Source organism: Paraburkholderia aromaticivorans (genome assembly GCF_002278075.1).
GTDB lineage: Bacteria > Pseudomonadota > Gammaproteobacteria > Burkholderiales > Burkholderiaceae > Paraburkholderia > Paraburkholderia aromaticivorans.
Genome location: NZ_CP022992.1, coordinates 425341 through 451281, shown reverse-complemented (window position 1 = coordinate 451281; position 25941 = coordinate 425341). Strand labels below are relative to the sequence as shown.

Below are 25941 nucleotides of genomic sequence, written 5' to 3'. Positions count from 1 at the left end.
GGCTGTTCCAACCGAAGTACACTTTGCGTCGGTACGAGGCTAGCAGATGCGCGGCAGTTGCTCGCCCGAAAGCCAGTCGACCATGCGCGTGCCGCCGAACTTCGTTTTCATCTGCACGAAGCAGTTAGGGTCTTCGGTCACGATACCGATCCGCTGCGCGCGCGTACCCAGCGGGTGGGCGCGCATGACCCCGACCAGGCGTGCGGCATCGTCGGCCGCGCAGATCGCGACCAGCTTGCCCTCGTTCGCGACATAGAGCGGGTCCAGGCCAAGCAGCTCGCAGGCCGCCTCGACCTCGGGCAAGATCGGAATCGCGGCTTCATCGAGTGTCATGCCGACGCCGGACTGCGAGGCGATTTCGTTAAGCGTGGTCGCGAGCCCGCCGCGGGTCGGATCGCGCAGCACCCGTACGCCGGGAACGGCAGCCAGCATGGCCGCGACGAGCCCGTGCAGCGCGGCGCTGTCGGAGCGAATCTCGCTGTCGAATTCGAGCGATTCGCGCTTCGACATGATCGCCATGCCATGTTCGCCGATGCTGCCCGACACGATGATCGCGTCGCCGGGCCGGGCAGCAGCACCATCCACGTGGATGTCGGGCGCCACAACACCGACCCCGGTGGTGGTGATGAACACCCCGTCGCCCTTGCCCTGCTCGACAACCTTGGTATCGCCCGTGATGACTGGCACGCCGGCCGCGCGCGCCGCGGCCGCCATCGAATGCACGATACGCTTGAGCTCGGCGAGCTCTAAGCCTTCCTCGATGATGAAGCTCGCGGCCAGGTACAGCGGTTGCGCGCCGGACATGGCCACGTCGTTTATCGTGCCGTGCACCGACAGACTGCCGATATCGCCGCCCGGGAAAAACAGTGGCGACACAACATGCGCATCCGTCGACATCACCATGCGCGCGCCCGCAGGCACTCCGAATGCGGCCTGATCATTGCCTTGTCGTAACCAGTCGTTATCGAACGCCGCGACAAACAACTCCTCGATCAGCTGCGCGGAAGCTCGCCCGCCCGCGCCATGCCCCATTTCGACACGGCCCTGCTTCAGATTCAGCGGCCGGACATAGCCGCCGGGACGATCGTTACGCTTGTCGCTCATGCCACCACCACCGGGATGTCCCTGAAGCGGCCAAACGAATAATGTGCGGCGCAAGCGCCTTCGCTGGACACCATGCACGAACCCATCGGATTCTCCGGGGTACAGACCGTACCAAACAACTTGCAGTCGACCGGCTTCTTCACGCCGCGCAAGATCGCGCCGCATTCGCAGGCCTTGTTGTCGGGCACCCGGCGATAGCTGAGATCGAAACGCCGTTCGGCATCGAACTGGCCGTATTCGGCGCGAATCCGCAATGCGCTGTGTGGAACCTCGCCGAGGCCACGCCATTCGAAGGAATCGCGCAATTCGAAAACCTCGGACATCAGGTTCTGCGCATGCAGATTGCCGTCACGCGTCACGGCTCGGGTGAATTGGTTCTCGACTTCGGCCCGGCCACTGTTGACCTGCCTGATCAGCATCAGAATGGCCTGCATCACGTCGAGCGGCTCGAAGCCCGCGATCACGACCGGTTTTGCGTATTCGTGCGCGAAGCGTTCGTACGGTGCGGTACCGATCACGATACTCACGTGCGCCGGACCGACGAAGCCGTCGAGCGGCGCAAGGCCGAGCGCGCCCGTTTCGGGCGACTCGACGATGTGCGTGATCGCCGATGGCGTAAGGACATGGCAGCACAGCACGCTGAAATTGGTCACGCCGGCCGCCCGTGCATCGCGAATCACTATCGCGGTCGGGGGCGTGGTGGTTTCGAAACCGATCGCGAGGAACACAACTTCGCGATCGGCATGGCGCCGGGCCAGCTTCAGTGCATCTGCTGCCGAATAAACCATGCGGATATCGGCACCGAGCGCCTTGGCGCGGCTCAGGGACATGCCGGCCGACGCCGGCACCCGCATCGTATCGCCATAGGTACAGAGGATCACGTCGCGCTCGAGCGCGAGCTGCAATGCCAGGTCGATTCGGCCGACCGGCAGCACGCAGACCGGGCAACCCGGGCCATGAATCATGTTGACGTTATCGGGCAGCAGCCCGGCAATGCCATAGCGCGAGATCGCATGCGTATGACCGCCGCAAAACTCCATGAAGCTGTATTGCCGGTTTGCACCGGCATGTGCGCGAATCTGTGCCGCGATATGCTGCGCGATCTCGCCGTCGCGGAACTCGTCGATATATTTCATGCTGGGTTCGGCTGACGTGAAGATTCCAGTCCTGCCGAGCCGGCCCCTGAGGCCGGTTCGGTGATCCCGTCGATCTCGGCAAACATCTGCAACGTGCGCTCGGCCTCGGCCGGATCGATCTTGCCGATCGCATAACCGACATGCACGATCACGTAATCGCCGGGCCGGGTATCGGGCACAAGTCCCAGCGACACGGTCTTGCGCACCCCGTTCAGTTCGACCACACCCTGTTCGCCCGGCTGCAGTTCGAGTACCCGTGCAGGCAGGGCTAGGCACATGACGGACTCCGCTGTGCATCGCCCTGTTCGCGCAAATGCGCGAGTTCATGTTCGAGCGCCGCGATACGCTCGGCACGCAAGCGCGCTGCGACGTCGGCGTCGTTCCCTTGTATACCGGCGTGCACGGCCACGATCCAGTCGACCCATGCATCGAGCCCCTCGCCGGTCTGGGCCGACAGCTGCAGTACTTCGAGTTCGGGATTCACGCGTCGCGCGTAGTCGAGGCAGCGCTCGACGTCGAAGCGCACATGCGGCAGCAGATCCGTCTTGTTCAGGATCATCAGGCGCGCCGCCGCGAACATGTCGGGGTACTTCAGCGGCTTGTCCTCGCCCTCGGTCACCGACAGGATCACAACCTTTGCCGCTTCGCCGAGATCCCACATCGCAGGACACACTAGATTCCCGACGTTTTCGATAAACAACACGCTGCCATGATCATGATCCGCGTGAGGGTGATGTTCGTGGCTGTGGCTATGGTTGTGACCACCGTCATGATGATTGTGATGATGCGCGTCATGGGCACCCGCATGCAGCGGCAGTCTGTCGAATGCCTCGGCCACCATCTGCGCATCCAGATGACACCCCTTGCCGGTATTGACCTGAATCGCCGGCGCGCCCGAGTCACGGATCCGCTGCGCGTCCAGACTTGTCTGCTGATCGCCTTCGATCACGGCGACTGCCAGATCCGTGCGGCGCCGCAGGGCCTCGATCGTCGTGCACAGCAAGGTGGTCTTGCCCGCACCCGGACTCGACACAAGATTCAAGGCCATCACGCCATGTGCCTCGAAATGCCGGCGGTTGGCCGAGGCATAACGATTGTTCTCGCCGAGCACATCCTGCTCGACCCGGATCGCCCGCTCCTGGCTCATGCCGGGCACCGACACGCGGGCGGGTCCCTGACCGAAATGCAGAAGGTCCGACCCATGCTCATGCCCGCTTTCGCCTACAGTGTCAACAGCCTGCCCGGCGCCTTGCGCCCCCGTACCGCAACCGCATACGACACACATATCCCTCTCCTGTCGAATGATCCCGCCAGTGCGCTCGATGCGCGCACTAATCTTCTACCCGCATATCAATCACGCGTAACTCCGTACCTGCCCGAGCCTGCAATCGATAGCCACCGCAGTTCGGACAGCTGTCGCCGCGCTGCATGAGCGCCACCTCGATCTCGCAGGTCCAGCACCACGCCCGACCCGGGGCTTCGTCGATCAGAATCTCGGCCCCTTCAAGCAGAGTTCCCGGCGCGATCGCCTCAAGCGCGAAACGCAGCGCGCGCACATCGACCGCGCAGAACCGGCCCGCTTCAAGCCGCAGCTGCACCACAAGGCGGAAACGCTCGCGCTCGGCGGTCTGTTCGACCACCCTGAGAATACCACCGGCTAGGCCTACTTCATGCATCGCACACCTGCCGAACATCGTGAGCGTATTCGACCGTGTAGGCCACACAGGGATCGTAAGCCGCGACGAGCGCGCCGATGCGCTGCCGGTCAACGGCACCCTCAACGGGCCCAAGACCCTCGAGCGTGCGCGCGAGCGCCCCGCGCGGATGAAAATTCCATTCGGTCGGCGCGACGATCCGGTACCCGTCGATAACCGGCCCGTGCTGCGTCTCGCGCACGCGAACCCAGTGCAGCAACAGCCCGCGCGCCATCTCGCACCAGCCTAGTGCCTGCCCCGGCTCGATACGCAGTGCCCCGCATTGCAACGCTTCCGCAGACCGTGCCGGATCACGCGGCATCACCATCAAGCCGGCCAGCTCGGCAATACGCGCACCAAGACGCAACCATGCCGTATCGAACACGATGCCACGAACATTCGTACCGAGTCTCGTCCAACAACCGGTTTCGCATGCGACGTGATTCCAGACCGGCTCGCTTGCAAAGCTTGCGGATGCCTCGATCTCGCGAGCCAGTTCGCGCAGCGCTACGGGGTCCGCATGCACCGCCAAAGGCCGGGCCGCGCCGGTCAGCTGCGCATGCTCCCGGCATCGGGCCAGCAAGCGGGCCGGCCAGACATCGCTGCGCCGGCTCCATGCGTCGAGCCAGCCGCCCGGATCGTCCTGCCAGCCCGCGAGCCAGTTTCCGACTGTCGTACCGAGCATGCATTCCTCGACCCAGTGCCCCGCCGCCTCGTCGCGCGTGCCTGCCGGCTTCAACAGCGCACAGCGCGCCAGTTCGCTCAATCCGAATCCCGCCGCCATCACGGCGCTCGACGACGACAGGCGAATCGGCCAGTCCAGCCAGATCCGCCGGATATGCTCGCGTGCCGTTTCATCGGCCAGCCGCTCGGCGTGCTCGCCGCTTGCAGAGTCGGACAGACCGAGCGCTGCGTTCACCGCCAAGGTCGCACACAACCTGTGCGCCTCGCCGCATAGCGCATACAACTGCGGCAGCAGGCGCAGCGCGAACCCGGCCGGCTTGCCCGACAGGATGCGCTCGGCCAGCATCGGCCGCTGGCCCGAAATGGCCGGCACACAACCGGGATAAATCGCGAGCGAGCCGCTCAGCGCGCTTTGCATCGTCATGTCTTGATCCCTTCGGCCGCACTCAGTCCGCCGAACAGGAAGCGGCGCCGATCCAGCGGCGCACCAGCCATACGTGCCGGCGTTCGTTGGGGCGAGACATCCTGACGGTCCCGAGCCGTGCGCAGAACACGCAGAATTTCGACGGCTATCGCGCGCACATCGGCTTGACTCGCGAACTCGTCCATCGGCGAAACCAGCGAACACGACTCGAACGCGCCGAGACCGGATTGCCAGTTCGGCATGAAGTCGAATGTGTGTTCGCCAAAGGTCCGCGGACCGACCTGGTCAGGAGACACCGCCGGCACGCCGCCGTCTGCGCGACCGGCGACCGACGGCGACAGTGGCAGCCAGACCAGACTCATGAACCACGGCGTAGCGAGTATGCCCAGAGCATGACCTGCCTCGTCGGCTGCGCCGGCCACGCGTTCGAAGCCGATGGCCTCGACCGAAAGATTCGGATTCAGCACTGGCAAGCCCGCCATCCGCTCGTGGGCGATCGTCGTGAAGGCGTGTTCGAGCACAGCGACACGGGCGGCGAGTTGCGGGTCTGCCGCATCGCCGCCGGCCCTCTGCATAGACATGCCTTGCATGATCTCCTCCCGTACCACCGCTAGCGCAGCACCATGAACTGATCGGCGTCGCCATCGCAATTCGGACAGCGCCAATGCGGCGGGAGCGCCGAGAACGGCACGCCGGGCGGAATCTGCCAGACCGGATCGCCCACTGCCGGATCGTAAACCCACCAGCAGATCTTGCACTCGAGCTTCGTGGTCTCCGGCAGGCGCTCGAGATCGCCGCGGTAGCTGCCTTCGAAGCCGCTCGGAATGGATCCGCTCATGCCTGCTCCACCCAGCTCAGCACCTCGACGAGCCGCTCGTGCGAGTCGCGCAAATCGTCAGGTGCCGCGCGCACGACTTCCGGCAGATCCGTGACCTCGATCGTGTTCAGAATCATCGCATCTTCGGAATTGAAGTAAACCACGCGCCAGCAGCAACGCGTGCGGGTTGCGCTGATCCGGCAGTTTCCGTAGCCGCGCGACAGTACCGTTACATCGCCCTGGCCCAGCGTGCTGTCGAGAAAATCCACGTCGCGTCCGGACAGGGGCAGAAGCGTCAGATTCACCACGTGTGGCAACGCACCAGGTTGCCACACGTTTACCTGATCGTGTAGTTCCGTGAGTATCGACGGCGCATTCATCACTTCGTCGGGAATCGATTCCGGCATGCGCAGTTCCTGCGCCTCGTGCCGTGCCGCCTTGACCAGCACGCCGGGCGCATCGCCGACCTCGATATAATCCGCTGTACGCGTCACGACGTGCCACACCCCGGCGAAAACAGACTCCTGGATCAGAGCCTCGTACTCGCCCTCGACCCTCGCACCCACTTCGCCCTCGCCCAGTATCTGGTTGAGCAACCGATGATCGTCCGAGGCGAGTCTCGAGAGGTCGATCAACCGGTTCCGTGCGTCCGCAACGGTCTCGGCCAACGCATCGAGAATCGCGTGCAGCACGACCTTGGTCGGCGTATGACCGGCAAGATTCTCGGCGTCGGGCAGCACGGGCGGCCGGAAGGTATTCATGCCCCGAGGCATATGCATGTAATCGAGTGTGTCGTCCTCGATCTGCGAGCCGGGGCCCAGCGCGACGACCGGAATCGGAAATGGATTCATCTTGATGCGTTCCCAGGAATACCGCTCAATTGCCGCTCAATGACAGCCGGAGCCGCCATTCACCGTCACCACCGGAATCCCGACCGACGGCGGCCGCGAAGCAGGACGTTCGAAGATCGCCGTGAGCTGACTCACGTAATCGTCCCAGTCGAGCATGCCGGCCAGCTCCCCGAGGTAGCCGCCGTCGCGCACGCAGACCAGCGTCGGGCGGCGCCGCGCGCCGAAGCGCGCCGCGAGTGCCTCCTCGTGCTCGGCACGCACGATGCCGATCCGAAACTGCTGACCGCAGGCGGCCCGCAACTCGGGCAGCACCACGGCGACATCGAGCGACTCTGGAAAGCGTACCGGGTCGCCGGCAATCAGCAACACGCCGAAGCCCTCGGCGGCCAGCCAGGAGTCAATCGAAGCCGGGTCCACCCATTGCGCCTCGAACTGGTCGAGCAAACGGGCTATGAGCGGCGGCACGGCACCTGATGCAACCGGCAGCGGGGCGGCAAAGATCGCCGTTTCGTTTTGCATCAACCACTCCTCATGGGCTGAAGGTTCATCGGCCGACCAGCGCCGCGAGTTGCTCGGCCGTCATGGCCGATGGCAATGAAAACGCGGCTTCGCCCGCCGCTGCCGGCTGATCGGTCAGCGCGGCCTGCAGCAAATCGAGCGTTGCGTCTATCTCCGCCGCACGTGCGGCATCGATACGTTCGCGCGCCGAGTCGAGAAATACCAGCAACCAGTCCCCCGCGCGGCACTCGCCGACGAGGATGGTCGAGATGCGCCGCTGTCCGCCGCGCCCGAGACATAACGCGTTACCGGGCTCGACCGCCAGCACACGCATCGGAATGCCGATACACATTGAATGCCCTTTAACCGTGATGAGAGAAGAAACGCGCGTCGCCGGTCCGGCAAGCATCCTGCTCGGTCGGGCGTTCCGCCTCGTAACGCGTGATCGCGAGATGCTCGGTGGTCACGGCCTCATCCGGAGCGAGCGTGCCCGAACGCGGCACCGGTTCCGCGCCCCACTCGCACAGGACCTCGCAGGCACGTTCGATGGCGGGCTCCAGCGCAGCCTTCACGGCCGGACGCAGACTGCCGCCGTAATCGTCGAGCTCCTCGGGCTGACAGCCGACGAGCACCACGCGCTGCGGGTAGTGGCCGGTCAGCTCGGCCAGTTGCAGCACTTCCTGGAAACCGGTTTGATGGAGGCTCATCTTCTTCGCGCCGAGGAATTTCGGTACTTCCTCGTCCTCGATGATCCTCAGCGTGCCGGGTGCCAGACCATAATCGATCGCATCGAGAATCAGCAGTCGTTCGGCCGACTGCACGTACGAGATCAGATAAAGCCCCTGCGTTCCGCCGTCGACCAGCTGCACATGCGGGGCGAACGCGTAACGCTGTTGCAGCAGCTCGACACAACGGACCCCGAAGCCTTCATCGGCCCACAATACGTTACCGATACCGAGCACGATGATCGGTCCCGCTGCCTCGGTCGGTTGCGGTCGCGGATTCACGAATGGCTGGCTATGCATGACGTCCCTGCCGATTAGTCCTTGAGGGTCCGATAGCCGGAAACTATCGTGCTGACGACACTCTGCCGCCCCATGATGTCTTCGCGGATCGCCGCGTAGACGTGCAGGATCACGAATACGATGATCACCCACATCCCGAGGTGATGCCAGGTATGCACATCCTGCGGCTGGCCGAACAGCGGGATGACCCAACCGAACAGATGGTCCTCCCACGAGCCCGCCTGGGCGCCTTCGCTGTACAGTGCGAAGCCGGTCAGGATCATAAAGAACGAACTGAGCACGAAGATGAAGAACATCGCGAAACGCGCGAGCGGATTGTGTCCGGTATAGCGGTTCGGACGCTTCGAGATGAAGCCGTACCAGCGCAGCATCGAGGCAAGATCGCTCCAGTAGGCGCGCGTGAAGATCGGTACGTGAAACAGCTCGCGCGCATGCTTGTTGCCGACAAACGCCCAGTACACGCGCCCGAGCATGCCGATAGTGAAGATATATGCCGCCGAGAAGTGCGCGAAGCGGATATAGCCCATCATGAAATTGGCACTCGCCTCGCCCGGTCTGGTCGCGATCGGTGAACCGATGAAGTATCCGGTTACGGCAAGCACCACGATGGCGGCAGCATTGATCCAGTGCCAGATCCGGACCGGCGCCTGGTACACATACACAGCCGTGACCGCCTCTGCGGGGCCGCCATCCTGCCGCGCCTGATTGGCGCCGTGACCTGCCGGGACAGGTGTTGTCATGTCTTCGTCTCCTGAATGTAACGCCGTGACGTCAATATACCGACGCCCGTCGGACGGATCCGGTCGGGCGCGGCACCCTGAATGCTCGACCGGACATCGGACCGTAACCGTTCACACCGTGCCTATCGGACCTTGACCGTGGCGAGATCGCGGCCGTCCTCGCTCATCACGTGGGTCGAACAGGCGAGACACGGATCGAACGAATGCAGCGTACGCAGGATCTCTACCGGCTGTTCCGGATTGACCATCGGCGTATTAAGCAGCGATGCCTCGAATGCGCCGATCTGACCGCTCGGATCGCGCGGGCTGCCGTTCCACGTGGTCGGCACGACGCACTGGTAATTCTCGATACGGCCATCCTTGATGTGAATCCAGTGCCCGAGCGCGCCACGCGGTGCGGCCACCACGCCCACACCCTTGGCCTCGCTCGGCCAGGTCGACGGATCCCACTTGTCGACATTCGCGGTCGCGAGATCCCCGCCGCGCAGATTGTCGATCAGGTCGTTGTAGTCGTCGGCCATCATTTCGCCGGCGTACTGGCCTTCGAGTGCACGTGCCAGCGTGCGGCCGATGGTGGTCGGCAACAGCGTCTTGAGATCCAGATCGGTGGTAGGCAGAGCGAGCGCCTTCGGTAGCGCCGAGTTGATCATTTCCACCGAGTATTCAAGCTGCTCCTTCGGCCGCAGGCAATACTGATTGCCCGCCTTGGCATGCGCGTACGACAGGATGTAGCGCGACAGCGGACCGACTTCCATCGCGTGGCCGCGCCAGCGCGGCGACTTGATCCACGAGTATTTCTCGCTCTCGTCGATACGCTCGATTTGCGTCCGGGTACCCTGGGTATGCGCGCCGAGCACGTAGTTCGGCTCCGTCACGCCGTCCCACGGATGCAGGCCGCGCGATTCGTCTGCGTACTGATACCAGCTGTGCGCAACGAATTCCTGTACCTGCTCCGGATCGCGCGGATCGACCGGCAGCACCTCGTCCCAATTGCCGTTCAGGATCGCGCCGCCGGGCAGTTGATCGGTGCGCTTGTCGCCCGCCACCTTGGCATAGTCGCCATAGTCCATCACGTTGGTCGCCGACAGGCCACCGCCGTAAAGCCAGCCCGCCTGCTTGTACAGCGTGCCGATCGCAAGCACGTCTGGTACATAAACGTTCTTGTTGAACTCGATGATCTCGTCGATGCGTGCCTTGACGAAATTGAGCCGCTCCATGTTGATCGGCGCACCCGCGGCCAGATCGCCGTCCAGGTTGATCGCACACGGCACGCCGCCCACAAGATAGTTCGGGTGCGGATTCTTGCCGCCGAAGATCGTATGGATCTTGACCCACTCCTTTTGCAGATCGAGCGCCTCGAGATAATGCGTGACCGCCATCAGGTTCGCCTCGGGCGGCAGGACATAGGCCTTGGAGCCCCAGTACGCGTTGCTGAACGGGCCGAGCTGACCGCTCTCGACAAAGCGCTTGAGCCGGTTCTGGATATCGCGGAAGTAGCCCGGTGATGACAGTGGATGCTCCGGAGACACCAGTTGCTGCAGCTCCGAGGTACGCTTCGGATCCGCATTGAGCGCGGCCAGTACATCGACCCAGTCGAGGGCGTGCAGGTGATAGAAATGCACGGCGTGATCGTGCACCTGCAGCGTCTTGGCCATGATCGAGCGGATCAGATAGGCATTCTTCGGCACGCTGATGCCGAGCGCGTCTTCGACGGCCCGCACCGAAGCGAGCGCATGACAGCCCGTACACACGCCGCAAATACGTTCGACGAACGCCCAGGCATCGCGCGGGTCTCGCCCCTTCAGAATAACTTCCAGACCGCGCCACATGGTGCCGGTCGAGACGGCATTGCGGATCACATTGTTCGAATCGAGGTTGACTTCACAGCGCATGTGTCCTTCGATGCGCGTGACCGGATCAACCACGATCCGCCTACCACTGTCGTCCAGATTAAAGCCTTGCGTCGAGTAAGCTGGCATGCTGCTGATCTCGTGTATGGGGAAGTATCGGGTTTGTTGAATTGCTTGCGGAATCAATGATCGACCCTCGGATCGGGAGTCCGTTCGTCCTTGCGGGTCGACATGCGTTTGATCACCGATGCCGCGGCATGCGCAGCCACTGCTGCGCCGACCACACCGGCTGCGGTCCCGCCGACCTTGTCGGCATTCGCCTCGATGCCGAACTGATTGATGTTGGTCAGGCGGTCATAGAACGAACCCTTGTCCCAGAAGCCGTCTTCGGAGCAGCCGATGCAACCGTGTCCCGACTGGATCGGGAAACTCGTGCCGTCGTTCCAGCGCGTGGTCGAACACGCGTTATAGGTCGTCGGCCCCTTGCAGCCGACCTTGTACAGGCAGTAACCCTTGCGAGCCGACTCGTCGTCCCATGATTCGACGAACTGGCCCGCGTCGAAGTGCGGACGCCGATAGCACTTGTCGTGAATCCGCTGGCTGTAGAACATCTTCGGCCGGCCCTGGCGGTCCAGTTCCGGAATGCGGTCAAAAGTCAGCATGTAGGTAATGACACCGGTCATCACTTCCGCGATCGGCGGACAGCCTGGCACCTTGATGATCGGCTTGTCGGTGATGACCTTGTGTACCGGGGTGGCCTGGGTCGGATTCGGCTTGGCAGCCTGAACGCAGCCCCAGGATGCGCACGAGCCCCACGAGATGATGGCCTTCGCATCTGCGGACACGCGCTTGAGTTGCTCGACGAACGGACGGCCGCCGATGATGCAGCTCATGCCGTCCTGATTCAGAGGCGGATTGCCTTCGACCGCGAGAATGTAGTTGCCCTTGTACTTCGTCATGACACGGTCGAGGATCGCCTCGGCCTGGTGGCCTGCCGACGCCATCAGGGTGTCGTCGTAGTCGAGCGAAATCATCGACAGCACAACGTCTTTTGCGAGCGGATGGGCCGAACGGATGAACGATTCCGAACAGCAGGTGCACTCAAGCCCATGGAGCCACAGCACCGGGGTACGCGGTTTCGTTTCCATGGCGTGTGCGATTCGCGGCACGAAGGCCGGACCCAGACCCAGGGAGGCGGCGGTCAACGAACAATATTTAAGGAAGCTGCGACGAGAGATGCCTTGCCGCCGCATCACCTCATAGAACGTTTCAATCACTGAACGTCTCCTGACTGTAGCTTATTGTGGGGAGTGCGTCGGGCCTCCGGTCCAGCAGCCGGTCGCGCAAACTCACCCGCCACTTAAGCAAATATCGCGCCATACAGCCGTTGGATGGCGAGGCATGGGCATGCCGGCCTTGCTGGGAATGGCTCCAGCATGTGATCGTGAAGTCTGTCCGCAGGCAGGGCTGCCCGGGATAATCGATAAATGATTTATCGATGTCTCGAACAAAGCGATAACGGAATGCCAACCTCGCTGCCATTCATCGTCCCTGACGTCGCGGGAACTGTCAGCGATGCCGCGATGGTTGCGAGCGCGACGCAGTGGGCATCAGTACACCGCAGCCACATCAGCCGGGAGATTCTTGAAAAGGCGATCTACCCAGTAATACTGGTCGGGCAATCGTTCGATTTCCTGTTCGAGAAACGCATTCATGCGGGTTGCGTCAGTGGCATCGTCGCCAGACGTGAAGTCCTTCAAGGGCTCGAAAATCATCTTGTAGCCCTCGGGCAGCACCTCAGTCACGAAAGGTACGACCCGCGCACGTCCGAGGCGCGCCAGACGGTTACGTCGCGCGCTGGAATAGGTTCGGCGTCGCGTGCTATTCAAGGTGAGACGATGAAATTCGTCGCGCGGCCGACGAGGAGAAGGCTGTCTTGAGCAACGCGCGACGGAACGGGACGCCAAACGGGGACCGTCGCGCGTACGGGCGGCAATGAGAAGCGGCCCCGGCGAGATGAACGCCGGGGCCGAAGGTCAGAACGGATCGTCAAGCGGATCCTCGTCGAGTGGTGGAACGTCGTCGGGTGACCGAAGCAACCCTGACGAAGAAGAGCAAGACCGAAGGCACCGAAGTTGTTCCCCGATGAGCTGATCGATCAACTGCTGGCGCACGTGCAGAACAAGGATGCGGAGTCGATTCTCGGCGAGAGTGGTCTGGCTACCTCGGTGAGATAGATGTTACTGAGCAGCGGCGAAATCACCCCGCCCTGCGCCTCAAGATCTGGTGGCAGATGCCGTTATCTGGTCAAGTGGGCGCGCAGGCTTCGCGCAAGGCCTGCCGCGAATCGGCCGCCGGCCTGTCATGCACTATTCGTGGGAACTTCATGAAACTGTCCAATCTTCGTGTCGCGCACAAGCTTTATCTGGGCTTTGGCGTGGTGGTCGCCATCCTGGCCGTGCTCGGCGTGCTGTTCTATTCGTTTTTTTCAGCCGTTACGGCCGCCAATGCATGGAACGTTCACAGCTATCAGGTGATTGACGCGAGCCGGGCCCTGGCAGAAAGCCTGATCAACATGGAAACCGGCGTGCGCGGTTATGCACTTACCGGAGACGACGCATTTCTCGAGCCGTTTCACCAGGGAAGCGATGCCTTCAGGCAGAATCTGGAGAAAGCTCAAGCGCTTACGAGCGATAATGCCGCGCAGCAGGAGCGACTTCGCAGGCTCGGGGCGCAGGAAGCGGCGTGGGTATCGGATTTTGCCGGGAAACTCATCGAGCAGCGCAGGACAGTGGACGCGGGCAATGTGCAGATGGACGCCTTCATCGCCTCGTTTCGCACCCACCCCGGCAAGCAGCGCATGGATTCCATGCGCGCGGTCATAGCCGAGGTCTCGAACGCTGAAGCGGTGCTGCTCTCCGCGCGCGCACAGGAGGTCGCCTCGCTCCAGGTCAGGACCCAGATCGCGCTCGTTGCGGGGGTGGTCGTGTCGGCCATTCTCGCCATGCTACTCGCCACGTGGATTGCGCGGCTCATCGCCCCGCCGCTTCGAGACGCCGTGGTCCTCGCCGAGGCGATCGCTCACGGCGATCTGACGCGCACGATCGACACACGCACGATCGATGAAGTGGGCGCACTGATGCGTGCGCTGGGAGATATGCAGGCGAAACTTGTGTCGATCGTATCTGGCATCAAGTCGTCGACGGATTCTATCGGCACCGCAGCCAAGGAAGTCGCCGCGGGCAATACTGATCTGTCATCGCGCACCGAGGAGCAGGCTGCATCGCTGGAAGAAACGGCGTCGTCGATGGAACAGCTCACTTCCACGGTCAGGCACAATGCGGAGAACGCCCGCCAGGGAAGTTCGCTCGCGGCGAATGCGTCCGAGGTTGCCGAAAAGGGTAACGCTGTGGTCAGTCGCGTAGTGGGCACGATGGGTCAGATCAACCAAAGCTCAGCGAAAATCGCCGAGATCACCAGCATCATTGAAGGGATCGCGTTCCAGACCAACATTCTCGCGTTGAACGCCGCCGTGGAAGCCGCACGCGCCGGCGAGCAAGGCCGGGGCTTCGCAGTCGTGGCCAGCGAGGTACGCAGCCTCGCGCAGCGCTCATCGAGCGCCGCCAGGGAAATCAAGGAACTGATCTCGACCTCCGTCGAGCAGATCCGGGAAGGAACCGCAGAGGTCGAGCAGGCCGGCAAAACCATGTCGGAGGTCACACAGGCCGTGAGGCGGGTTACGGATATCATGGGCGAAATTGCCGCTGCGTCGGAAGAGCAAAGCCGCGGCATCGAGCAGGTCAACCAGGCGGTGACGCAGATGGACCATGTGACCCAGCAGAATGCGGCACTCGTCGAACAGGCGGCGGCTGCAGCGCAGTCGCTCGAGGATCAGGGTCGGTATCTGGCCGAACTCGTGTCGGTGTTCCGCCTGAACGGTGCGCATGCGCCGAAGGCTGCGGAGAGCGCAAAGCGTCCGCTTCGGGACGAGATGGAATGGACACCGCCCTCCCTATATTGGGGAGGAGGACGTAATTGAGGGCCTCCAGAACCGAACGGCATCAATGTGCCAAAGTGGAGTTGCGACACAACCACTTGAGGAACGGAGGCCCCAAATGAATGCTACGACATACGGACTGGATGTTGCAAAGCGGGTGTTCCAGTTATATTGGGTCGACGCCCAAACCGGCGAGATTGCGAATCGGCGGTTCGGCCGCGATGATCTGATCGCGTTTCTTGCCCAGCGTCCCGCCGGGCGTGCCGCTCTTGAAGCATGCGGGAGCGCTCACTGGTGGGCACGTAAGATTCAGGCATTGGGACACGAGGTCGTGTTGTTGCATGCGCAGTTTATCCGGCCCTTTGTCCAAACGAACAAGACCGACGCGGCGGATGCTAAGGCGATATGGACTGCGGTTCAGCAACCTGGAAAGCGCACCGTCGCAGCGAAGACGGAAGACCAGCAAGCGATGCTGAGCCTGCACCGAATGCGCTCGCAACTCATCAAGTTTCGAACAATGCAGGTGAACCAGCTCCGTGGGTTTCTCTACGAGTTTGGCGTGACGTTTCGGACAGGACGTGCGGCAGGACTTGCCGAGGTAAGGCAACGCATGGCGGAATTGGAGGATGCACTTCCAGCATCGATCATGCTTAATCTGCAAGACCAGTTACGTCGCATTGACGCGTTCCAGGACGATATCGATCAACTCGAGAAGCGCATTGGTGCGTGGCAGAAACAGGAGATGGCGTGTCGCGCGATTTCCGACGTGCCCGGCATCGGCAGGCTAACCGCAACGGCCCTGGTCGCAACCATCGGAGACGCGAGGACCTTCAGGTCAGGACGTGAATTCGCTGCGTTCCTCGGTCTTGTCCCGAGACAAAGCGGTACGGGCGGCAAGATCCGATTGGGCTCCATCTCGAAGCGAGGTGACCCGTACCTGCGCACACTGCTGATTCATGGAGCCCGCTCGGTCCTGTGTCACACGAAGGTACCAACAGCGTGGCAGAAAGGAATTCAGGAGCGGCGGCCCGCCAATGTGGCAGCCGTCGCTCTGGCGAACAAGATCGCGCGAACGGCTTGGGCGATACTGGCCCATGACAGCAGTTACGAAGCGCACCACGTCAGCGTAAGACCAGCTTAACTGTATGATGACCTGCTCCTCGCGTTTAGTACGGTGACGGTGTAGAGTCCGTTCCAGAGAGGAACGGCAATGATAAAGCGATTCACCGAAGAGCAAATCATCGGCATCTTGAAGGAAGCCGAGGCTGGCCTGAAGCCGGCGGAGCTGTGCCGCAAGTACGGCATCTCGGAAGCGACCTACTACAACTGGAAAGCGAAGTTCGGCGGGATGACGGTCTCCGAAGCGCAGCGCCTGAAGGAACTGGAGCAGGAGAACAACAAGCTCAAGCGCCTGTTGGCCGAATCGATGCTCGACAACGCCGCGCTAAAGGACCTGCTGGCTCGAAAGTAGCAAGCCCGCAGGCCAAGCGCGAAGCGGTCCGGATATTGATGACCGAACGCGCCATGGGTGTTACCCGGGCCTGCGGGCTGGTAGGGATTTCGCGCTCGCTGTTCCACTACGAATCACGTCGCCGGGTTGACGACGAAGCGCTGACTGGCCGCATGATGGCCATCGCCGCTCAGAAGCGCCGTTACGGCTATCGCCGGATTCACGTGCTGTTGCAGCGGGATGGCTGCTTCGCCAACCACAAGCGCATCTGGCGCCTGTACAGCAAGGCGGGACTGAGCGTGCGCAAGCGGCGACGCAAGCGTATTGCGGCTGTCGAGCGCACGCCGCTGCCGTTACCAACAGGCCCGAATCAGAGCTGGTCGATGGACTTCGTTTCTGACGGGCTGGCCTATGGTCGACGGTTTCGATGCCTGAACGTGGTCGACGACTACACGCGCGAGTGCCTGGCCATCGAGGTTGATACTTCGCTGCCGGGCTTACGAGTACAGCAAGTGCTCGAGCGACTCAAGGAGATGCGAGGCTTACCCGCATCCATCACGGTCGACAACGGGCCGGAGTTCGCTGGTAAGGTTCTGGATGCATGGGCCTACGAAGCCGGCGTCACGCTATCGTTCATTCGACCCGGCAAGCCGGTGGAGAATGCCTACATCGAGAGCTTCAACGGGCGGTTCCGAGATGAATGTGAATATTCCACGGCAAAGTGAACGCGGATTCCACGCGAAAGCGAACATGAATTCCACGGCCAAACGAACGCCGATTCCACGGCAAAACGAACAGGGATTCCACGCGAAAGCGAACAGCAAGGTGCTGTAGCAGCGACGCGGGTCAACAGTGGCACTCTCGACGATTTTGTCGGGAGTGCCGGATGGCAAACATCAGGTTGACCATGCGCAAGATTCGTGAAGTTTTGCGGCTGCATTTCGAGTGCGACCGCACCCATCGGGAGATCGCCCAGGCGATCGGCACCTCGACAGCCACGGTGTGGCAATACCTGCATCGGGCGAAACTGGCGGGGCTGGACTGGCCGTTGCCCGCGCAACTGGCCAGCGACGACGCGGCGCTCGAAGCGAAGCTGTATCCGCCGCCGGCGCCACGGGCATTGCCGCGCGGCATGCCTGACTGGCCGACGGTGCATCGGGAGATCAGCAAACCGGGCGTGACGCTGGACCTGCTGTGGCAGGAATACAGGGCGCAACACCCGGATGGCTTTGGCTATAGCTGGTTCTGCAAGGCCTATCAGGAATGGGCGCAGCGCTTGCCGGTCACGCTGCGGCAAACGCATGCGCCGGGCCAGAAACTGTTCGTCGACTACTCGGGCAAGAAGCTCGGCATCATCAATCCCGACACCGGCGAGATCCGCGAGGCCGGCCGTTCGTCGCGGCACTGGGCGTGTCCGGTTACACGTTTGCCGAACTCACGTGGACGCAGCAGTTGCCCGACTGGATCGGCTCGCATGTGCGCGCCTTCGCATTTTATGATGGCCTGCCTGCGGTCCTGGTGCCCGACAACCTGAAGTCCGGCGTGCGCAAGGCGAATTTCTACGAGCCAGATATCAACCCGACCTACCTGGAGATGGCCTCGCATTATTCCGTGGCCATCATTCCTGCACGTGTCAGAAAGCCCCGCGATAAGGCCAAAGCCGAGCTGTCGGTACTCCTGGCCCAGAGATGGATTCTCGCGAAGCTGCGCAACCAGCGCTTCTTCAGTCTGGACGCGGCCAACCGGGCCGTCGCCGCGTTGCTTGTCGAGCTGAACAACCGGCCGTTCAAGAAACTGCCGGGCTGTCGACGCAGCGCGTTCGAGGAGTTCGATCGTCCGGCGCTGCGGCCGCTTCCCGAGAAGCCATACCAGTACGCGGAGTGGATCGTGGCCCGCGTGGGTCCGGACTATCACATCGAGGTGGACGAGCACTACTACTCGGTGTCGTACCGGTACGCGCGTGAACAGGTCAATGTGCGCGTCACGGCCAACACCGTCGAGATCTTCCATCGCGGTCAGCGCATTGCCGCCCACGGCAAGAGCGCCCGCCGTCGTTTCCATACCACCATCGACGCGCACATGCCGCCGGAACATCAGGCCGTCGTGAAGGGCTGCGATCCACAGCGGCTGCGCAACTGGGCCACCGACATTGGTCCGCATACCGCGGCCGTTATCCAGCACCTGCTCGGCGCGCGCAAGCATCCGCAGCAGGCGTACCGCGCCTGCCTGGACGTGCTGCGCATGGGCAAGGACTACGGGCGCGACCGGCTCGAAGCCGCCTGCCGTCGCGCCATCGATCTGAAAGCGCCGAACTACAAGTTCATTGCCTCGACGCTGAAGAACGGCCTGGACCGGGAGCCCGAAGCGGCTGCTGCCCAGGCCGACCTGCCGCTCGTGCACGCCAACGTGCGTGGGCCTTCCTATTACCACTGAAATCAACAGGGAGTTCTTATGCTTGAACATCCGACCGTCGACAAACTGCACGCACTGCGTCTCACCGGCATGGCCGCCGCCCTTGCCGAACAGCAGGCCCAGGACGGCATCGACCGGCTGGGCTTCGAGGAACGTCTCGGGCTGCTGGTCGAGCGCGAAGCCAGCCAACGGGAGTCGCGACAAACAGCCGCGCGGCTGCGCCGCGCGAAACTGAAGTTCCCCGACGCATCGCCCGAGGACATCGACTATCGAACTGCGCGCGGCCTCGATCGTACGCTCACCGCTCGGCTGCTGACCTGTGAGTGGATTCGGGAGCGCCAGAACCTGATACTGGTCGCGCCGACCGGGCTCGGCAAGAGTTGGTTGGCCTGCGCGTTCGCCGTTCAGGCATGCAGGCAGGGCTTCTCCGTCTGCTACCTGCGCGTGCCCAAACTCAACGAGGAACTGGCCATCGCACACGGCAGCGGCCGCTACGCACGCTGGCTCGCGCAACTCGCCAAGACGGACATCGTCATCCTCGACGATCTGGCGATGGCTCCACTCACCGACTCCGCGCGACGTGATCTGCTCGAGGTCCTCGACGATCGTCACGGCAATCGCTCCACGCTGGCGACAAGCCAACTGCCAGTGGACCACTGGCATGACGCGATCGGCGAACCCACTGTTGCGGACGCGATCCTCGACCGGCTCGTACACAACGCTCATCGCATCACGCTCGCAGGTGAATCGATGCGCAAGACGCGAAGCCGGTTGACTGCGAAGTCGCAGTCCGAGTAAAAAGGCAAAGCTCCCGCGTCGCTGCGTCCTGTTTGTGCGCGATGGCGTGGAATCCCTGTTCGCTTTGCCGTGGAATCGGCGTTCGCTTTAGCCTGGAATGGATGTTCGTTTTGCGTGGAATACGCAATGAATGCCTGAACGAGCACTGGTTCGTGTCAATGCGCCACGCCAAGCGGCTGATTGAGGAATGGCGTATCGAGTACAACACCGAGCGGCCTCATAGCTCACTCGGCTATCTGACGCCGGTGCAGTTCGCCCGGGCGCACGATGCAAAGCAGCAGTTTTTAACCTCGGACTCTAACTGCAGTCCGGACTAAAACCGGGGGCAGGTCACAGGGATTCCAGCAATCCTCTTGCGATTCCCTTCCGGACATTCCGGAGCCGGGCTCATTTCCGGATAAGGATCTTTAGCAAGCTAATCGGCAATGTTTGTGTCCGGGTGGGCGATGCTCCACACGTACGTCATGTTCAACATCAGCAAGATGGTACTTCCAGCACTGATGCCTCAAAGATGGAGCACCGTGCAGAGGAACTTTCGTGCGATGAGTTCGCGACCCGCTTCATTCCGGAGGGCATTGGCAAGTACGCAGATAGCAGAGGCCAGCCGCTGACCTTACTCGAATGCAAACAAAAAACGGGAATCTACTTTGCACTGTTTGCGTTCGTCGTGCTTGCGTTCGATCAATGGCAAGAAAGTGATTCTCATCCGTCGTTACAGGATCGAATGAACGCTTTACAAGACACACTGCTCGACGGAGAAGTGGACGAAGCTTGCGGGAGTCCGATCTTGACGTTCGAAGCGCTGCGCGCTGTCTGGCATGCAGCCCGTCTGTCCAGTTTCCCCCACCATTCGACGGGAAAGAGCAAGCCCGATACGAGCAACAGCAACCAAAGTGAATCTGACAAGCTCTTACCTGTGCGGCGGCCAGCCGCCCAGGTGAGAGTCAGTTAGTGAGCGCAAAAATGGAAAGCTGCGCCTGATATCCCGCGATAATGAAGCGCCGGCCCTGCCAGGAACGCGGCGAATCCGGACCGCCATCTGACCCTATAACGCTCATGTCTCGGCGGTCATGCAGCCCGCCTGATGCTGGACATCGTACAGCGACCGGATCATAATGACTATATTGATCATATTGCTTATGGGTGCGCAATGATTACCGAAGTTAGTGCCGTGAACTTTCGGCAAAACCTGGGGGAGATGCTAAACCAGGTGCAGTATCGCAACGACAGCATTGTCATCAACAAGGACGGCAAGCCGGTCGCGGCCCTGGTCGACGCCGAACTGTTCGCCCGTATCCGGCGCATGCAGGAGCGCTTCGACGCCCTGAGCGGCAGGATCAGCGAGGCTTATGCCGGCGTGCCGGCCGAGGAAGGCCTGGCCGAGATCGAGGCAGCGGTGGCAGCCGACCGGAAGGCGCGCTGATGTCCGGGTTGCGCGTCGTACTTGATACCAACGTGCTGGTATCGGGCCTCGCGTATCCGGGTAGCGTGCCCGGGCGCATCGTCGAGGCTTGGCGCCAGGGCGGCCTGGACGTTGCGCTGTCGCACTACATTCTGGATGAACTGGTGCGCGTCCTGCCGCGTCTGCCAAGGATTCAGATAACGCGGGCAGAGATTCGCGATCTGGCCGACAGCCTCATGTTCCTGGCCGATATTGTCGAGCCTGAAGCAGTGCAGGATGAGAATTTGCGTGACCCTGCCGACCAGCCCGTGCTAATGACCCTGATCGCCGCGAAAGCCCAGTACCTGATCACAGGGGACAAGGATCTGCTGGTATTGTCGAATCGCTATCCCATCATCACGCCCGCGGAGTTCTGGACAAGGCACGGAGCCTGACCGGATCTGCTCTGGTATTTGCATCGCACTTGTAAAAAAGCGCGCAGAATTCAGTCGCGCCGAATTGGTTTAGATGTCCCAATGATAAGGAGAGACCTGTTCAGACTGCTCTGAAAAATGCGTCGTTAAGCATGCCCGGGAAGCTCCTTGGATCAACATGCGCCTATCTCTCACACAGGCAGGAGACGCCGGCCAGATTCCCATAACATGCACGCTGGACATTTTCGCTGGATCTGGATATCCATCCTTCTACCATGTCCTTTTGTTCGCAGCGACCACCTGCATACACGGTTGCGCGCAACTTAGCTCCAGGAGTTGCCGCCGCTGCGCGCATCTGAAGGTTGATCCGTTGCATTTCTGGAATAGAAGTCTATATTGGACAATGGCTCAAGGGCCCGCAGAACAGCACAGCATCGTTTGATCAGGGTGCGCTGTTATCACGGATTTTGAACCTGTCCGCATTTTTGTGGGCGAGGCGGTTGAACAAACGCTATCCACCCGCCTGCATAAATCGCTCGCCGAACAGGATAGCAAACTGGTTCATCGCTTATTTCCAGTCGAAGGCGGCCCGCACGGTCTTGGCCAGCACATTGCGCAGCGCCAGCCAGAGTAGCTTGATGGCCGCCTCGTCATTCGGGAAGTGGCCGCGCGTCTTGATGATCTTGCGCAGTTGCATGTTCAGACTTTCAATGGCATTCGTGGTGTACACAACCCGTCGAATTTCCGGCGGGAACACGTAGAACGGCACGACGTGTTCCCACGCGCGTTGCCACGACTGCACGATCGTAGGGTACTTCGCCCCCCAAGGATCGTCGGCGAAGTCTTGCAGCGCCTGTCTTGCGGCGTCCTCGCTGGCGGCCGCATAGATCGGCCGCAGTGCTGCGGCGAGCGCCTTACGGTCCTTGTAGCTGGCGTACTCGAGACTGTTGCGAATCAGATGCACGATGCAGGTCTGGACGGTTGTCCGCGGATAGGCTGCGTTGATGGCCTCGGTCAGCCCCTTCAGGCCGTCGACCACGGCGATCAGAATGTCCTGGCAGCCGCGCGTCTTGAGTTCGTTGAACACCTTGAGCCAGAACTTGGCACCCTCGGTCTGCTCGATTCAGAGCCCCAGCACGTCGCGCTGGCCATCGGCCTGGATGCCCAAGGCCAGATAGACGGCCTTGTTGCTGACCACGCCGTCGTCGCGGATCTTGACCCGCAAAGCGTCGAAGAACACCACGGGATACATCGGCTCAAGCGGACGGTTCTGCCAGCTCAGCGCCTCGGCCATCACCTCGTCGGTGACCGAGCTGATGAAGTCGGGCGAGACTTCAGTGCCGTAGTGCTCGGCCAGAAACGCCTGAATCTCGCGCACGCTCATGCCGCGTGCGTACATCGCGATGATGCGTTCGTCGAAGCCGGTGAAACGGCGCTCGTGCTTGGGAATCAGGATTGGTTCGAAGCTGCCGTCTCGATCGCGGGGGACATCGACCCGAACCGGGCCACGATCGGTGATGACCGTCTTGCCGCTGGCGCCGTTGCGCTCGTTGTCCTGACCGGGCGGCTTAGGCCGGCCCGGTGGGTAGCCCAGATGCAGATTCATCTCGGCGCCCATTGCACGCTCGATGACCGCCTTGTTGAAGGCCAGCATCAGATCCTGCACCTCGGCCGGCGACATCGGCCCCTTGACCAACTGGTCCAGCAGTTCCTTGGGCAGCTCAGGCAGCGGCCCTCGGGCCGCTGCCTGACGCGCTACAGTTTGCCTTTTCTTCTTCATTGGCATATCCATGACTTTTACACCTCATGATATGCCCCGCCCACGAAATCGCGGATAGGTCCGCCGCGATGGGCTCGGGCCGACCTGTCTTGTCATCTCTCACGATTGCCAACGCAACTTTTCGACGCTCACCCTGTAAAACGTTGATCTTCTACACCACGCCACGTCCACCGATTAGGCCGGTTTCACGTTCATGTAGCCTTTTTCATACGGTCGCTCGTAGGCCAGTATCGCCCAGATCGTCCGCACCATCTTGTTCGCCAGCGCGACCACCACTACGTTTGATGGTCGCCGTGTCTTCATCTGATCTACCCACGCTCCGTGGATCAACATCTTGCGCAGATACTGGTCACCGCGCTTACTGATCCCGTGCAGGTTCACCTTTCCGCCCGAACCCGTCTGCCTTGGCACCAACCCCACCCAAGCCGCAAACTCCCGACCAGACCGGAAAGCTTTCGGATCACCAATCATTGCGACCGCGGCTGTTGCCGTCAGCAACCCAACGCCAGGAATCTCGCCGATCATCTTCACTGCCTTGTCTTCTTTCTTCCATTCGCGCAGCCGACGTTCGATTGCTGCGATTTCTCCATCCATCTTTTCGATCCGCTCCCACTGCTCACGCAGAGAATCGATCAGCACCTTCGGCAAACGCTCTTCGACACTTGCGAGCACAACAGAAATTTCCATGGCCATGGCTGCTCGACCTTTCCCCATAGCTTCGCCGAACTCGGCAAGCATCCCGCGCAGGCCATTGATCTGCATCGTACGGAACTTCACCAGTTGCTCGCGCTGTCGATGCATCATTAATACCGCCTGTTGCATCTCAGTTTTTACCGCCACCACCTTGCTCGGCTGCTGTACCGCCAGCCAGATCGCCTTCGCGTCAGCCGCATCGCTTTTGTTGCGGATGTTGAATGCCTTCACGAATTGCGCCGGCATCAGCTTCACTTCGTGTCCCATCTGCATCAACTGCCTCGCCCAGTGATGGGCGCCGCTACAGGCTTCCATCCCGATCCGGCATCGGGCACGATTCACGAAGTGCTCGAGAAACTGTCCTCGCTTAATCGGTTTGTTCACAATCTCGCCGGTCTCCTGATCGACGTAGTGGACCTGAAACACGTTTTTCGCAATGTCGATTCCAACTGGCATAGCATTCATCTGTGGGTCCTCCGGTTGCCGGGAAATGCGAGCATTTTTCACCTTGGGCACATCGATGCCGTTGGCCCGTGAGGATCCACCTTCCTCTTCTCCCACGTTCACGGGTGGGACGCGTTCATTTCATTGCTTACCGATGTGCAACTGATAGACCGGTGCCGGTGAATTGACCGCGCGTAACGCGGGTTTCCGAGTTGATGCCATCGTCACGCAACCTGCTGGAGCGGCTGCTCCGCCGGCATCAAACGCCACGGCAGCAACTCATCGATTCGGTTGATGCTACGAGAGAACAGTAGAAGATCGCGAACTGACGCGGCGAGATCGCGCAATTTCGCTTGAGGTGCCAGACCTGGGTTGCGGATGCATCATTGGAACCGGACACGACAGCCTCCCGCCGGGGTCACTATGGCCGTATCGCCGGCACGGCTTCCGGGAAGTCACGACGCTTGTGGGTCAGTGGCCAGCGCTTACCCTTCATGACGTTGTTCCAGTAAAGCCATGGCAGGAACGACTGTTTGAGCCACCAGTAAAACCCGCGCGGCAAACGCGGGTCCATCGGAAAGCTCGGCGTCACGACGCCGTCGTAACAGAACTCGGCCAGCATGACTTTTCCGACCGACGTCGTCAGCGGGCACGACGCGTAGCCGTCATACGTCAATGTTTCGCCCTGACCGGTCAGTGCCTTCATGAGATTGGCAGCGACCACCGGCATCTGGTTCTTCACCGCCGCCGCAGTCTTGCTGTTAGGTGTTGACGTGCAATCGCCGAGCCCCAAAATATTCGGATAGCGGACATGCCTCAGGGAATTTTTATCCACCTCAACCCATCCGGCAGCATCGGCCAGCGGGCTTTCCCGAATGAATCGCGGCGCGCTTTGTGGCGGGACCACGTGCAGCAGATCAAATCTGATTTCCTGCACCGACTTGCTACCGTCGGCACCGCCGACTTCGAAGAACGCGGTTTTCCCGGGCCCGTCAACTTTCACGAGCCGATGTCCGAAGCAGGGTGTCGCGCCGTAATCGGCCATCACCTTGTCGAGCGCTTTGGCATAAAACGGCACCCCAAACATCGAGGGCCCCGGCGTCATAAACCGGATGTCGGCCGCGAGTTTTCTTTTACGAAAGTGATCCGCCGCCAGGTACAGGATTTTTTGCGGGGCACCTGCACACTTGATCGGCATGGGCGGCTGGGTAAACAGGGCGGTGCCGCCACGGAACGCCTGAATGCACTCCCACGTATAAGGCGCAAGGTCGAACCGGTAGTTGCTCGTCACGCCGTTCTTTCCCAGCGTCTCCTGCAAACCTTCGATCGCGTCCCAGTCCAACTGGATACCAGCTGCAACCACCAGGTATTTGTAGCCGACACTCTGGCCGCCCTCCAGCATCACCGCATTCTGCTCCGGCTGGAACAGTGCCACCCGGCCAGGAATGAGTTCAACCCCCGCGGGAAGACATGCGCGCATCGGCCGACGCGTCTTCGCAATGTCGAACTGCCCACCGCCCACCAGTGTCCACGCGGGCTGATAAAAGTGATATTCCGACGGCTCGATCACCGCGATCTCAAGGTCCGGGTCGAGCTTTTTCAGTCGCGCTGCCACGCTCGTCCCTCCAGCGCCGCCACCCACGATGACCACGCTGTAGTGCTTCCGGATGTCCGTGATTTCTGCCAAGGCCCCCGCTCCCTCATGTTGACATTTCATGCTCTCAAGTCT

General features: G+C 61.6%; 26 protein-coding genes and 4 pseudogenes. 11 read left to right on the top strand and 19 right to left on the bottom strand.

Features of this window, described 5'->3' with window-relative positions:
- Window positions 1–39: 39 nt before the first annotated feature.
- The 16 genes from hypE to CJU94_RS42110 form a co-directional block, all read right to left on the bottom strand.
- Window positions 40–1032: a hydrogenase expression/formation protein HypE gene (gene hypE / locus CJU94_RS38540; protein WP_425272251.1), complete on the bottom strand. Its 993-nt coding sequence runs from the start codon at window positions 1030–1032 to the stop codon at window positions 40–42.
- Between the two features lie 68 nt (window positions 1033–1100).
- Entirely contained in the window at window positions 1101–2240 is a 1140-nt protein-coding gene (gene hypD, locus CJU94_RS38535) for a hydrogenase formation protein HypD (RefSeq protein ID WP_035483917.1), read from the bottom strand.
- Window positions 2237–2518, bottom strand: a complete 282-nt coding sequence (locus CJU94_RS38530) for a HypC/HybG/HupF family hydrogenase formation chaperone (RefSeq protein WP_051224668.1) — start codon at window positions 2516–2518, stop codon at window positions 2237–2239. The genes hypD and CJU94_RS38530 overlap by 4 nt, the downstream gene beginning before the upstream one ends.
- Window positions 2509–3525: a hydrogenase nickel incorporation protein HypB gene (hypB, locus tag CJU94_RS38525; protein WP_035483914.1), complete on the bottom strand. Its 1017-nt coding sequence runs from the start codon at window positions 3523–3525 to the stop codon at window positions 2509–2511. Before hypB ends, CJU94_RS38530 begins: the two co-directional genes overlap by 10 nt.
- A 46-nt stretch (window positions 3526–3571) precedes the next feature.
- A complete protein-coding gene (locus CJU94_RS38520) occupies window positions 3572–3916 on the bottom strand; it encodes a hydrogenase maturation nickel metallochaperone HypA/HybF (RefSeq protein WP_035483913.1) in 345 nt (114 codons plus the stop codon).
- Window positions 3909–5042: a nickel-dependent hydrogenase large subunit gene (locus CJU94_RS38515; protein ID WP_095423742.1), complete on the bottom strand. Its 1134-nt coding sequence runs from the start codon at window positions 5040–5042 to the stop codon at window positions 3909–3911. The genes CJU94_RS38520 and CJU94_RS38515 overlap by 8 nt, the downstream gene beginning before the upstream one ends.
- Complete coding sequence (gene hybE / locus CJU94_RS38510) at window positions 5039–5632, bottom strand: [NiFe]-hydrogenase assembly chaperone HybE (RefSeq protein ID WP_082201560.1); 594 nt, start codon at window positions 5630–5632, stop codon at window positions 5039–5041. Before hybE ends, CJU94_RS38515 begins: the two co-directional genes overlap by 4 nt.
- 20 nt (window positions 5633–5652) lie before the next feature.
- The gene (locus CJU94_RS38505) at window positions 5653–5880 is read right to left on the bottom strand and encodes a rubredoxin (protein WP_035483905.1); all 228 of its coding nucleotides are present in this window, start codon (window positions 5878–5880) and stop codon (window positions 5653–5655) included.
- Complete coding sequence (locus CJU94_RS38500) at window positions 5877–6710, bottom strand: hydrogenase expression/formation protein (RefSeq protein ID WP_035483900.1); 834 nt, start codon at window positions 6708–6710, stop codon at window positions 5877–5879. The genes CJU94_RS38505 and CJU94_RS38500 overlap by 4 nt, the downstream gene beginning before the upstream one ends.
- Before the next feature lie 36 nt (window positions 6711–6746).
- Window positions 6747–7229, bottom strand: coding sequence for a thioredoxin domain-containing protein (locus tag CJU94_RS38495; RefSeq protein ID WP_095423741.1), 483 nt, complete (start codon window positions 7227–7229; stop codon window positions 6747–6749).
- A gap of 25 nt (window positions 7230–7254) precedes the next feature.
- On the bottom strand, window positions 7255–7560 hold the full coding sequence (locus CJU94_RS38490) for a HypC/HybG/HupF family hydrogenase formation chaperone (RefSeq protein ID WP_035483895.1): 306 nt from the start codon (window positions 7558–7560) through the stop codon (window positions 7255–7257).
- 10 nt (window positions 7561–7570) lie between these two features.
- Window positions 7571–8233, bottom strand: coding sequence for a HyaD/HybD family hydrogenase maturation endopeptidase (locus CJU94_RS38485; protein WP_035483890.1), 663 nt, complete (start codon window positions 8231–8233; stop codon window positions 7571–7573).
- A 14-nt stretch (window positions 8234–8247) separates the two neighbouring features.
- Entirely contained in the window at window positions 8248–8973 is a 726-nt protein-coding gene (gene cybH, locus CJU94_RS38480) for a Ni/Fe-hydrogenase, b-type cytochrome subunit (RefSeq protein WP_035483887.1), read from the bottom strand.
- Window positions 8974–9095: 122 nt separating this feature from the next.
- Window positions 9096–10952, bottom strand: coding sequence for a nickel-dependent hydrogenase large subunit (locus tag CJU94_RS38475; protein ID WP_035483886.1), 1857 nt, complete (start codon window positions 10950–10952; stop codon window positions 9096–9098).
- 53 nt (window positions 10953–11005) lie between these two features.
- Window positions 11006–12097: a hydrogenase small subunit gene (locus CJU94_RS38470; protein WP_035483934.1), complete on the bottom strand. Its 1092-nt coding sequence runs from the start codon at window positions 12095–12097 to the stop codon at window positions 11006–11008.
- A 336-nt stretch (window positions 12098–12433) separates the two neighbouring features.
- A complete protein-coding gene (locus tag CJU94_RS42110; RefSeq protein WP_482811958.1) occupies window positions 12434–12619 on the bottom strand; it encodes an LpxL/LpxP family acyltransferase in 186 nt (61 codons plus the stop codon).
- Window positions 12620–12909: 290 nt separating this feature from the next.
- Here CJU94_RS42110 and CJU94_RS42105 point away from each other — a divergent pair.
- The 11 genes and pseudogenes from CJU94_RS42105 to CJU94_RS38415 all read left to right on the top strand — a co-directional run.
- A pseudogene (locus tag CJU94_RS42105) lies at window positions 12910–13057 on the top strand (IS256 family transposase); the annotation flags it as partial.
- A 77-nt stretch (window positions 13058–13134) separates the two neighbouring features.
- A complete protein-coding gene (locus CJU94_RS38460; RefSeq protein WP_279636667.1) occupies window positions 13135–14862 on the top strand; it encodes a methyl-accepting chemotaxis protein in 1728 nt (575 codons plus the stop codon).
- Window positions 14863–14938: 76 nt separating this feature from the next.
- Window positions 14939–15961 (top strand): IS110 family RNA-guided transposase, encoded by a 1023-nt coding sequence (locus tag CJU94_RS38455; protein ID WP_095423739.1) that lies wholly within the window; start codon window positions 14939–14941, stop codon window positions 15959–15961.
- Between the two features lie 69 nt (window positions 15962–16030).
- Window positions 16031–16291 carry a transposase gene (locus tag CJU94_RS38450; RefSeq protein WP_095423738.1) on the top strand — a complete coding sequence of 87 codons (261 nt, stop codon included), beginning with the start codon at window positions 16031–16033 and terminating at the stop codon, window positions 16289–16291.
- Between the two features lie 38 nt (window positions 16292–16329).
- The gene (locus tag CJU94_RS38445; RefSeq protein ID WP_095423737.1) at window positions 16330–16995 is read left to right on the top strand and encodes an IS3 family transposase; all 666 of its coding nucleotides are present in this window, start codon (window positions 16330–16332) and stop codon (window positions 16993–16995) included.
- Window positions 16996–17156: 161 nt separating this feature from the next.
- Window positions 17157–18703, top strand: a pseudogene (gene istA / locus CJU94_RS38440) (IS21 family transposase).
- An 18-nt stretch (window positions 18704–18721) separates the two neighbouring features.
- A complete protein-coding gene (istB, locus tag CJU94_RS38435; protein ID WP_095423613.1) occupies window positions 18722–19480 on the top strand; it encodes an IS21-like element helper ATPase IstB in 759 nt (252 codons plus the stop codon).
- Window positions 19481–19602: 122 nt separating this feature from the next.
- Window positions 19603–19797 (top strand): annotated as a pseudogene (locus CJU94_RS38430) (integrase core domain-containing protein); the annotation flags it as partial.
- A gap of 194 nt (window positions 19798–19991) precedes the next feature.
- Window positions 19992–20432 carry a hypothetical protein gene (locus tag CJU94_RS38425; protein ID WP_095423735.1) on the top strand — a complete coding sequence of 147 codons (441 nt, stop codon included), beginning with the start codon at window positions 19992–19994 and terminating at the stop codon, window positions 20430–20432.
- A gap of 198 nt (window positions 20433–20630) precedes the next feature.
- Entirely contained in the window at window positions 20631–20903 is a 273-nt protein-coding gene (locus CJU94_RS38420) for a type II toxin-antitoxin system Phd/YefM family antitoxin (protein ID WP_095423809.1), read from the top strand.
- A complete protein-coding gene (locus CJU94_RS38415) occupies window positions 20903–21316 on the top strand; it encodes a putative toxin-antitoxin system toxin component, PIN family (protein ID WP_095423734.1) in 414 nt (137 codons plus the stop codon). Before CJU94_RS38420 ends, CJU94_RS38415 begins: the two co-directional genes overlap by 1 nt.
- A 547-nt stretch (window positions 21317–21863) precedes the next feature.
- Here CJU94_RS38415 and CJU94_RS38410 read toward each other — a convergent pair.
- The 3 genes and pseudogenes from CJU94_RS38410 to CJU94_RS38400 all read right to left on the bottom strand — a co-directional run bounded on the left by CJU94_RS38410 (window position 21864) and on the right by CJU94_RS38400 (window position 25899).
- Window positions 21864–23081 (bottom strand): annotated as a pseudogene (locus CJU94_RS38410) (IS256 family transposase).
- Window positions 23082–23249: 168 nt separating this feature from the next.
- Complete coding sequence (locus CJU94_RS38405) at window positions 23250–24233, bottom strand: IS110 family RNA-guided transposase (protein ID WP_095423733.1); 984 nt, start codon at window positions 24231–24233, stop codon at window positions 23250–23252.
- Window positions 24234–24633: 400 nt separating this feature from the next.
- A complete protein-coding gene (locus CJU94_RS38400) occupies window positions 24634–25899 on the bottom strand; it encodes an NAD(P)/FAD-dependent oxidoreductase (protein WP_244221180.1) in 1266 nt (421 codons plus the stop codon).
- Between the last annotated feature and the right edge of the window lie 42 nt (window positions 25900–25941).

Coding starts and splice junctions, on each gene's coding strand:
- CJU94_RS38405 (WP_095423733.1), bottom strand. CDS start 24,233: ATGAATGCTATGCCAGTTGGAATCGACATTGCGAAAAACGTGTTTCAG.
- CJU94_RS38500 (WP_035483900.1), bottom strand. CDS start 6,710: ATGAATCCATTTCCGATTCCGGTCGTCGCGCTGGGCCCCGGCTCGCAG.
- hypE (WP_425272251.1), bottom strand. CDS start 1,032: ATGGGGCATGGCGCGGGCGGGCGAGCTTCCGCGCAGCTGATCGAGGAG.
- CJU94_RS38475 (WP_035483886.1), bottom strand. CDS start 10,952: ATGCCAGCTTACTCGACGCAAGGCTTTAATCTGGACGACAGTGGTAGG.
- CJU94_RS38425 (WP_095423735.1), top strand. CDS start 19,992: ATGGAGCACCGTGCAGAGGAACTTTCGTGCGATGAGTTCGCGACCCGC.
- CJU94_RS38450 (WP_095423738.1), top strand. CDS start 16,031: ATGATAAAGCGATTCACCGAAGAGCAAATCATCGGCATCTTGAAGGAA.
- hypB (WP_035483914.1), bottom strand. CDS start 3,525: ATGTGTGTCGTATGCGGTTGCGGTACGGGGGCGCAAGGCGCCGGGCAG.
- CJU94_RS38520 (WP_035483913.1), bottom strand. CDS start 3,916: ATGCATGAAGTAGGCCTAGCCGGTGGTATTCTCAGGGTGGTCGAACAG.
- CJU94_RS38495 (WP_095423741.1), bottom strand. CDS start 7,229: ATGCAAAACGAAACGGCGATCTTTGCCGCCCCGCTGCCGGTTGCATCA.
- cybH (WP_035483887.1), bottom strand. CDS start 8,973: ATGACAACACCTGTCCCGGCAGGTCACGGCGCCAATCAGGCGCGGCAG.
- CJU94_RS38445 (WP_095423737.1), top strand. CDS start 16,330: ATGACCGAACGCGCCATGGGTGTTACCCGGGCCTGCGGGCTGGTAGGG.
- CJU94_RS38505 (WP_035483905.1), bottom strand. CDS start 5,880: ATGAGCGGATCCATTCCGAGCGGCTTCGAAGGCAGCTACCGCGGCGAT.
- CJU94_RS38515 (WP_095423742.1), bottom strand. CDS start 5,042: ATGACGATGCAAAGCGCGCTGAGCGGCTCGCTCGCGATTTATCCCGGT.
- CJU94_RS38455 (WP_095423739.1), top strand. CDS start 14,939: ATGAATGCTACGACATACGGACTGGATGTTGCAAAGCGGGTGTTCCAG.
- hypD (WP_035483917.1), bottom strand. CDS start 2,240: ATGAAATATATCGACGAGTTCCGCGACGGCGAGATCGCGCAGCATATC.
- CJU94_RS38415 (WP_095423734.1), top strand. CDS start 20,903: ATGTCCGGGTTGCGCGTCGTACTTGATACCAACGTGCTGGTATCGGGC.
- CJU94_RS38485 (WP_035483890.1), bottom strand. CDS start 8,233: ATGCATAGCCAGCCATTCGTGAATCCGCGACCGCAACCGACCGAGGCA.
- CJU94_RS38420 (WP_095423809.1), top strand. CDS start 20,631: ATGATTACCGAAGTTAGTGCCGTGAACTTTCGGCAAAACCTGGGGGAG.
- CJU94_RS38530 (WP_051224668.1), bottom strand. CDS start 2,518: ATGTGCCTAGCCCTGCCTGCACGGGTACTCGAACTGCAGCCGGGCGAA.
- hybE (WP_082201560.1), bottom strand. CDS start 5,632: ATGCAAGGCATGTCTATGCAGAGGGCCGGCGGCGATGCGGCAGACCCG.
- istB (WP_095423613.1), top strand. CDS start 18,722: ATGCTTGAACATCCGACCGTCGACAAACTGCACGCACTGCGTCTCACC.
- CJU94_RS38490 (WP_035483895.1), bottom strand. CDS start 7,560: ATGTGTATCGGCATTCCGATGCGTGTGCTGGCGGTCGAGCCCGGTAAC.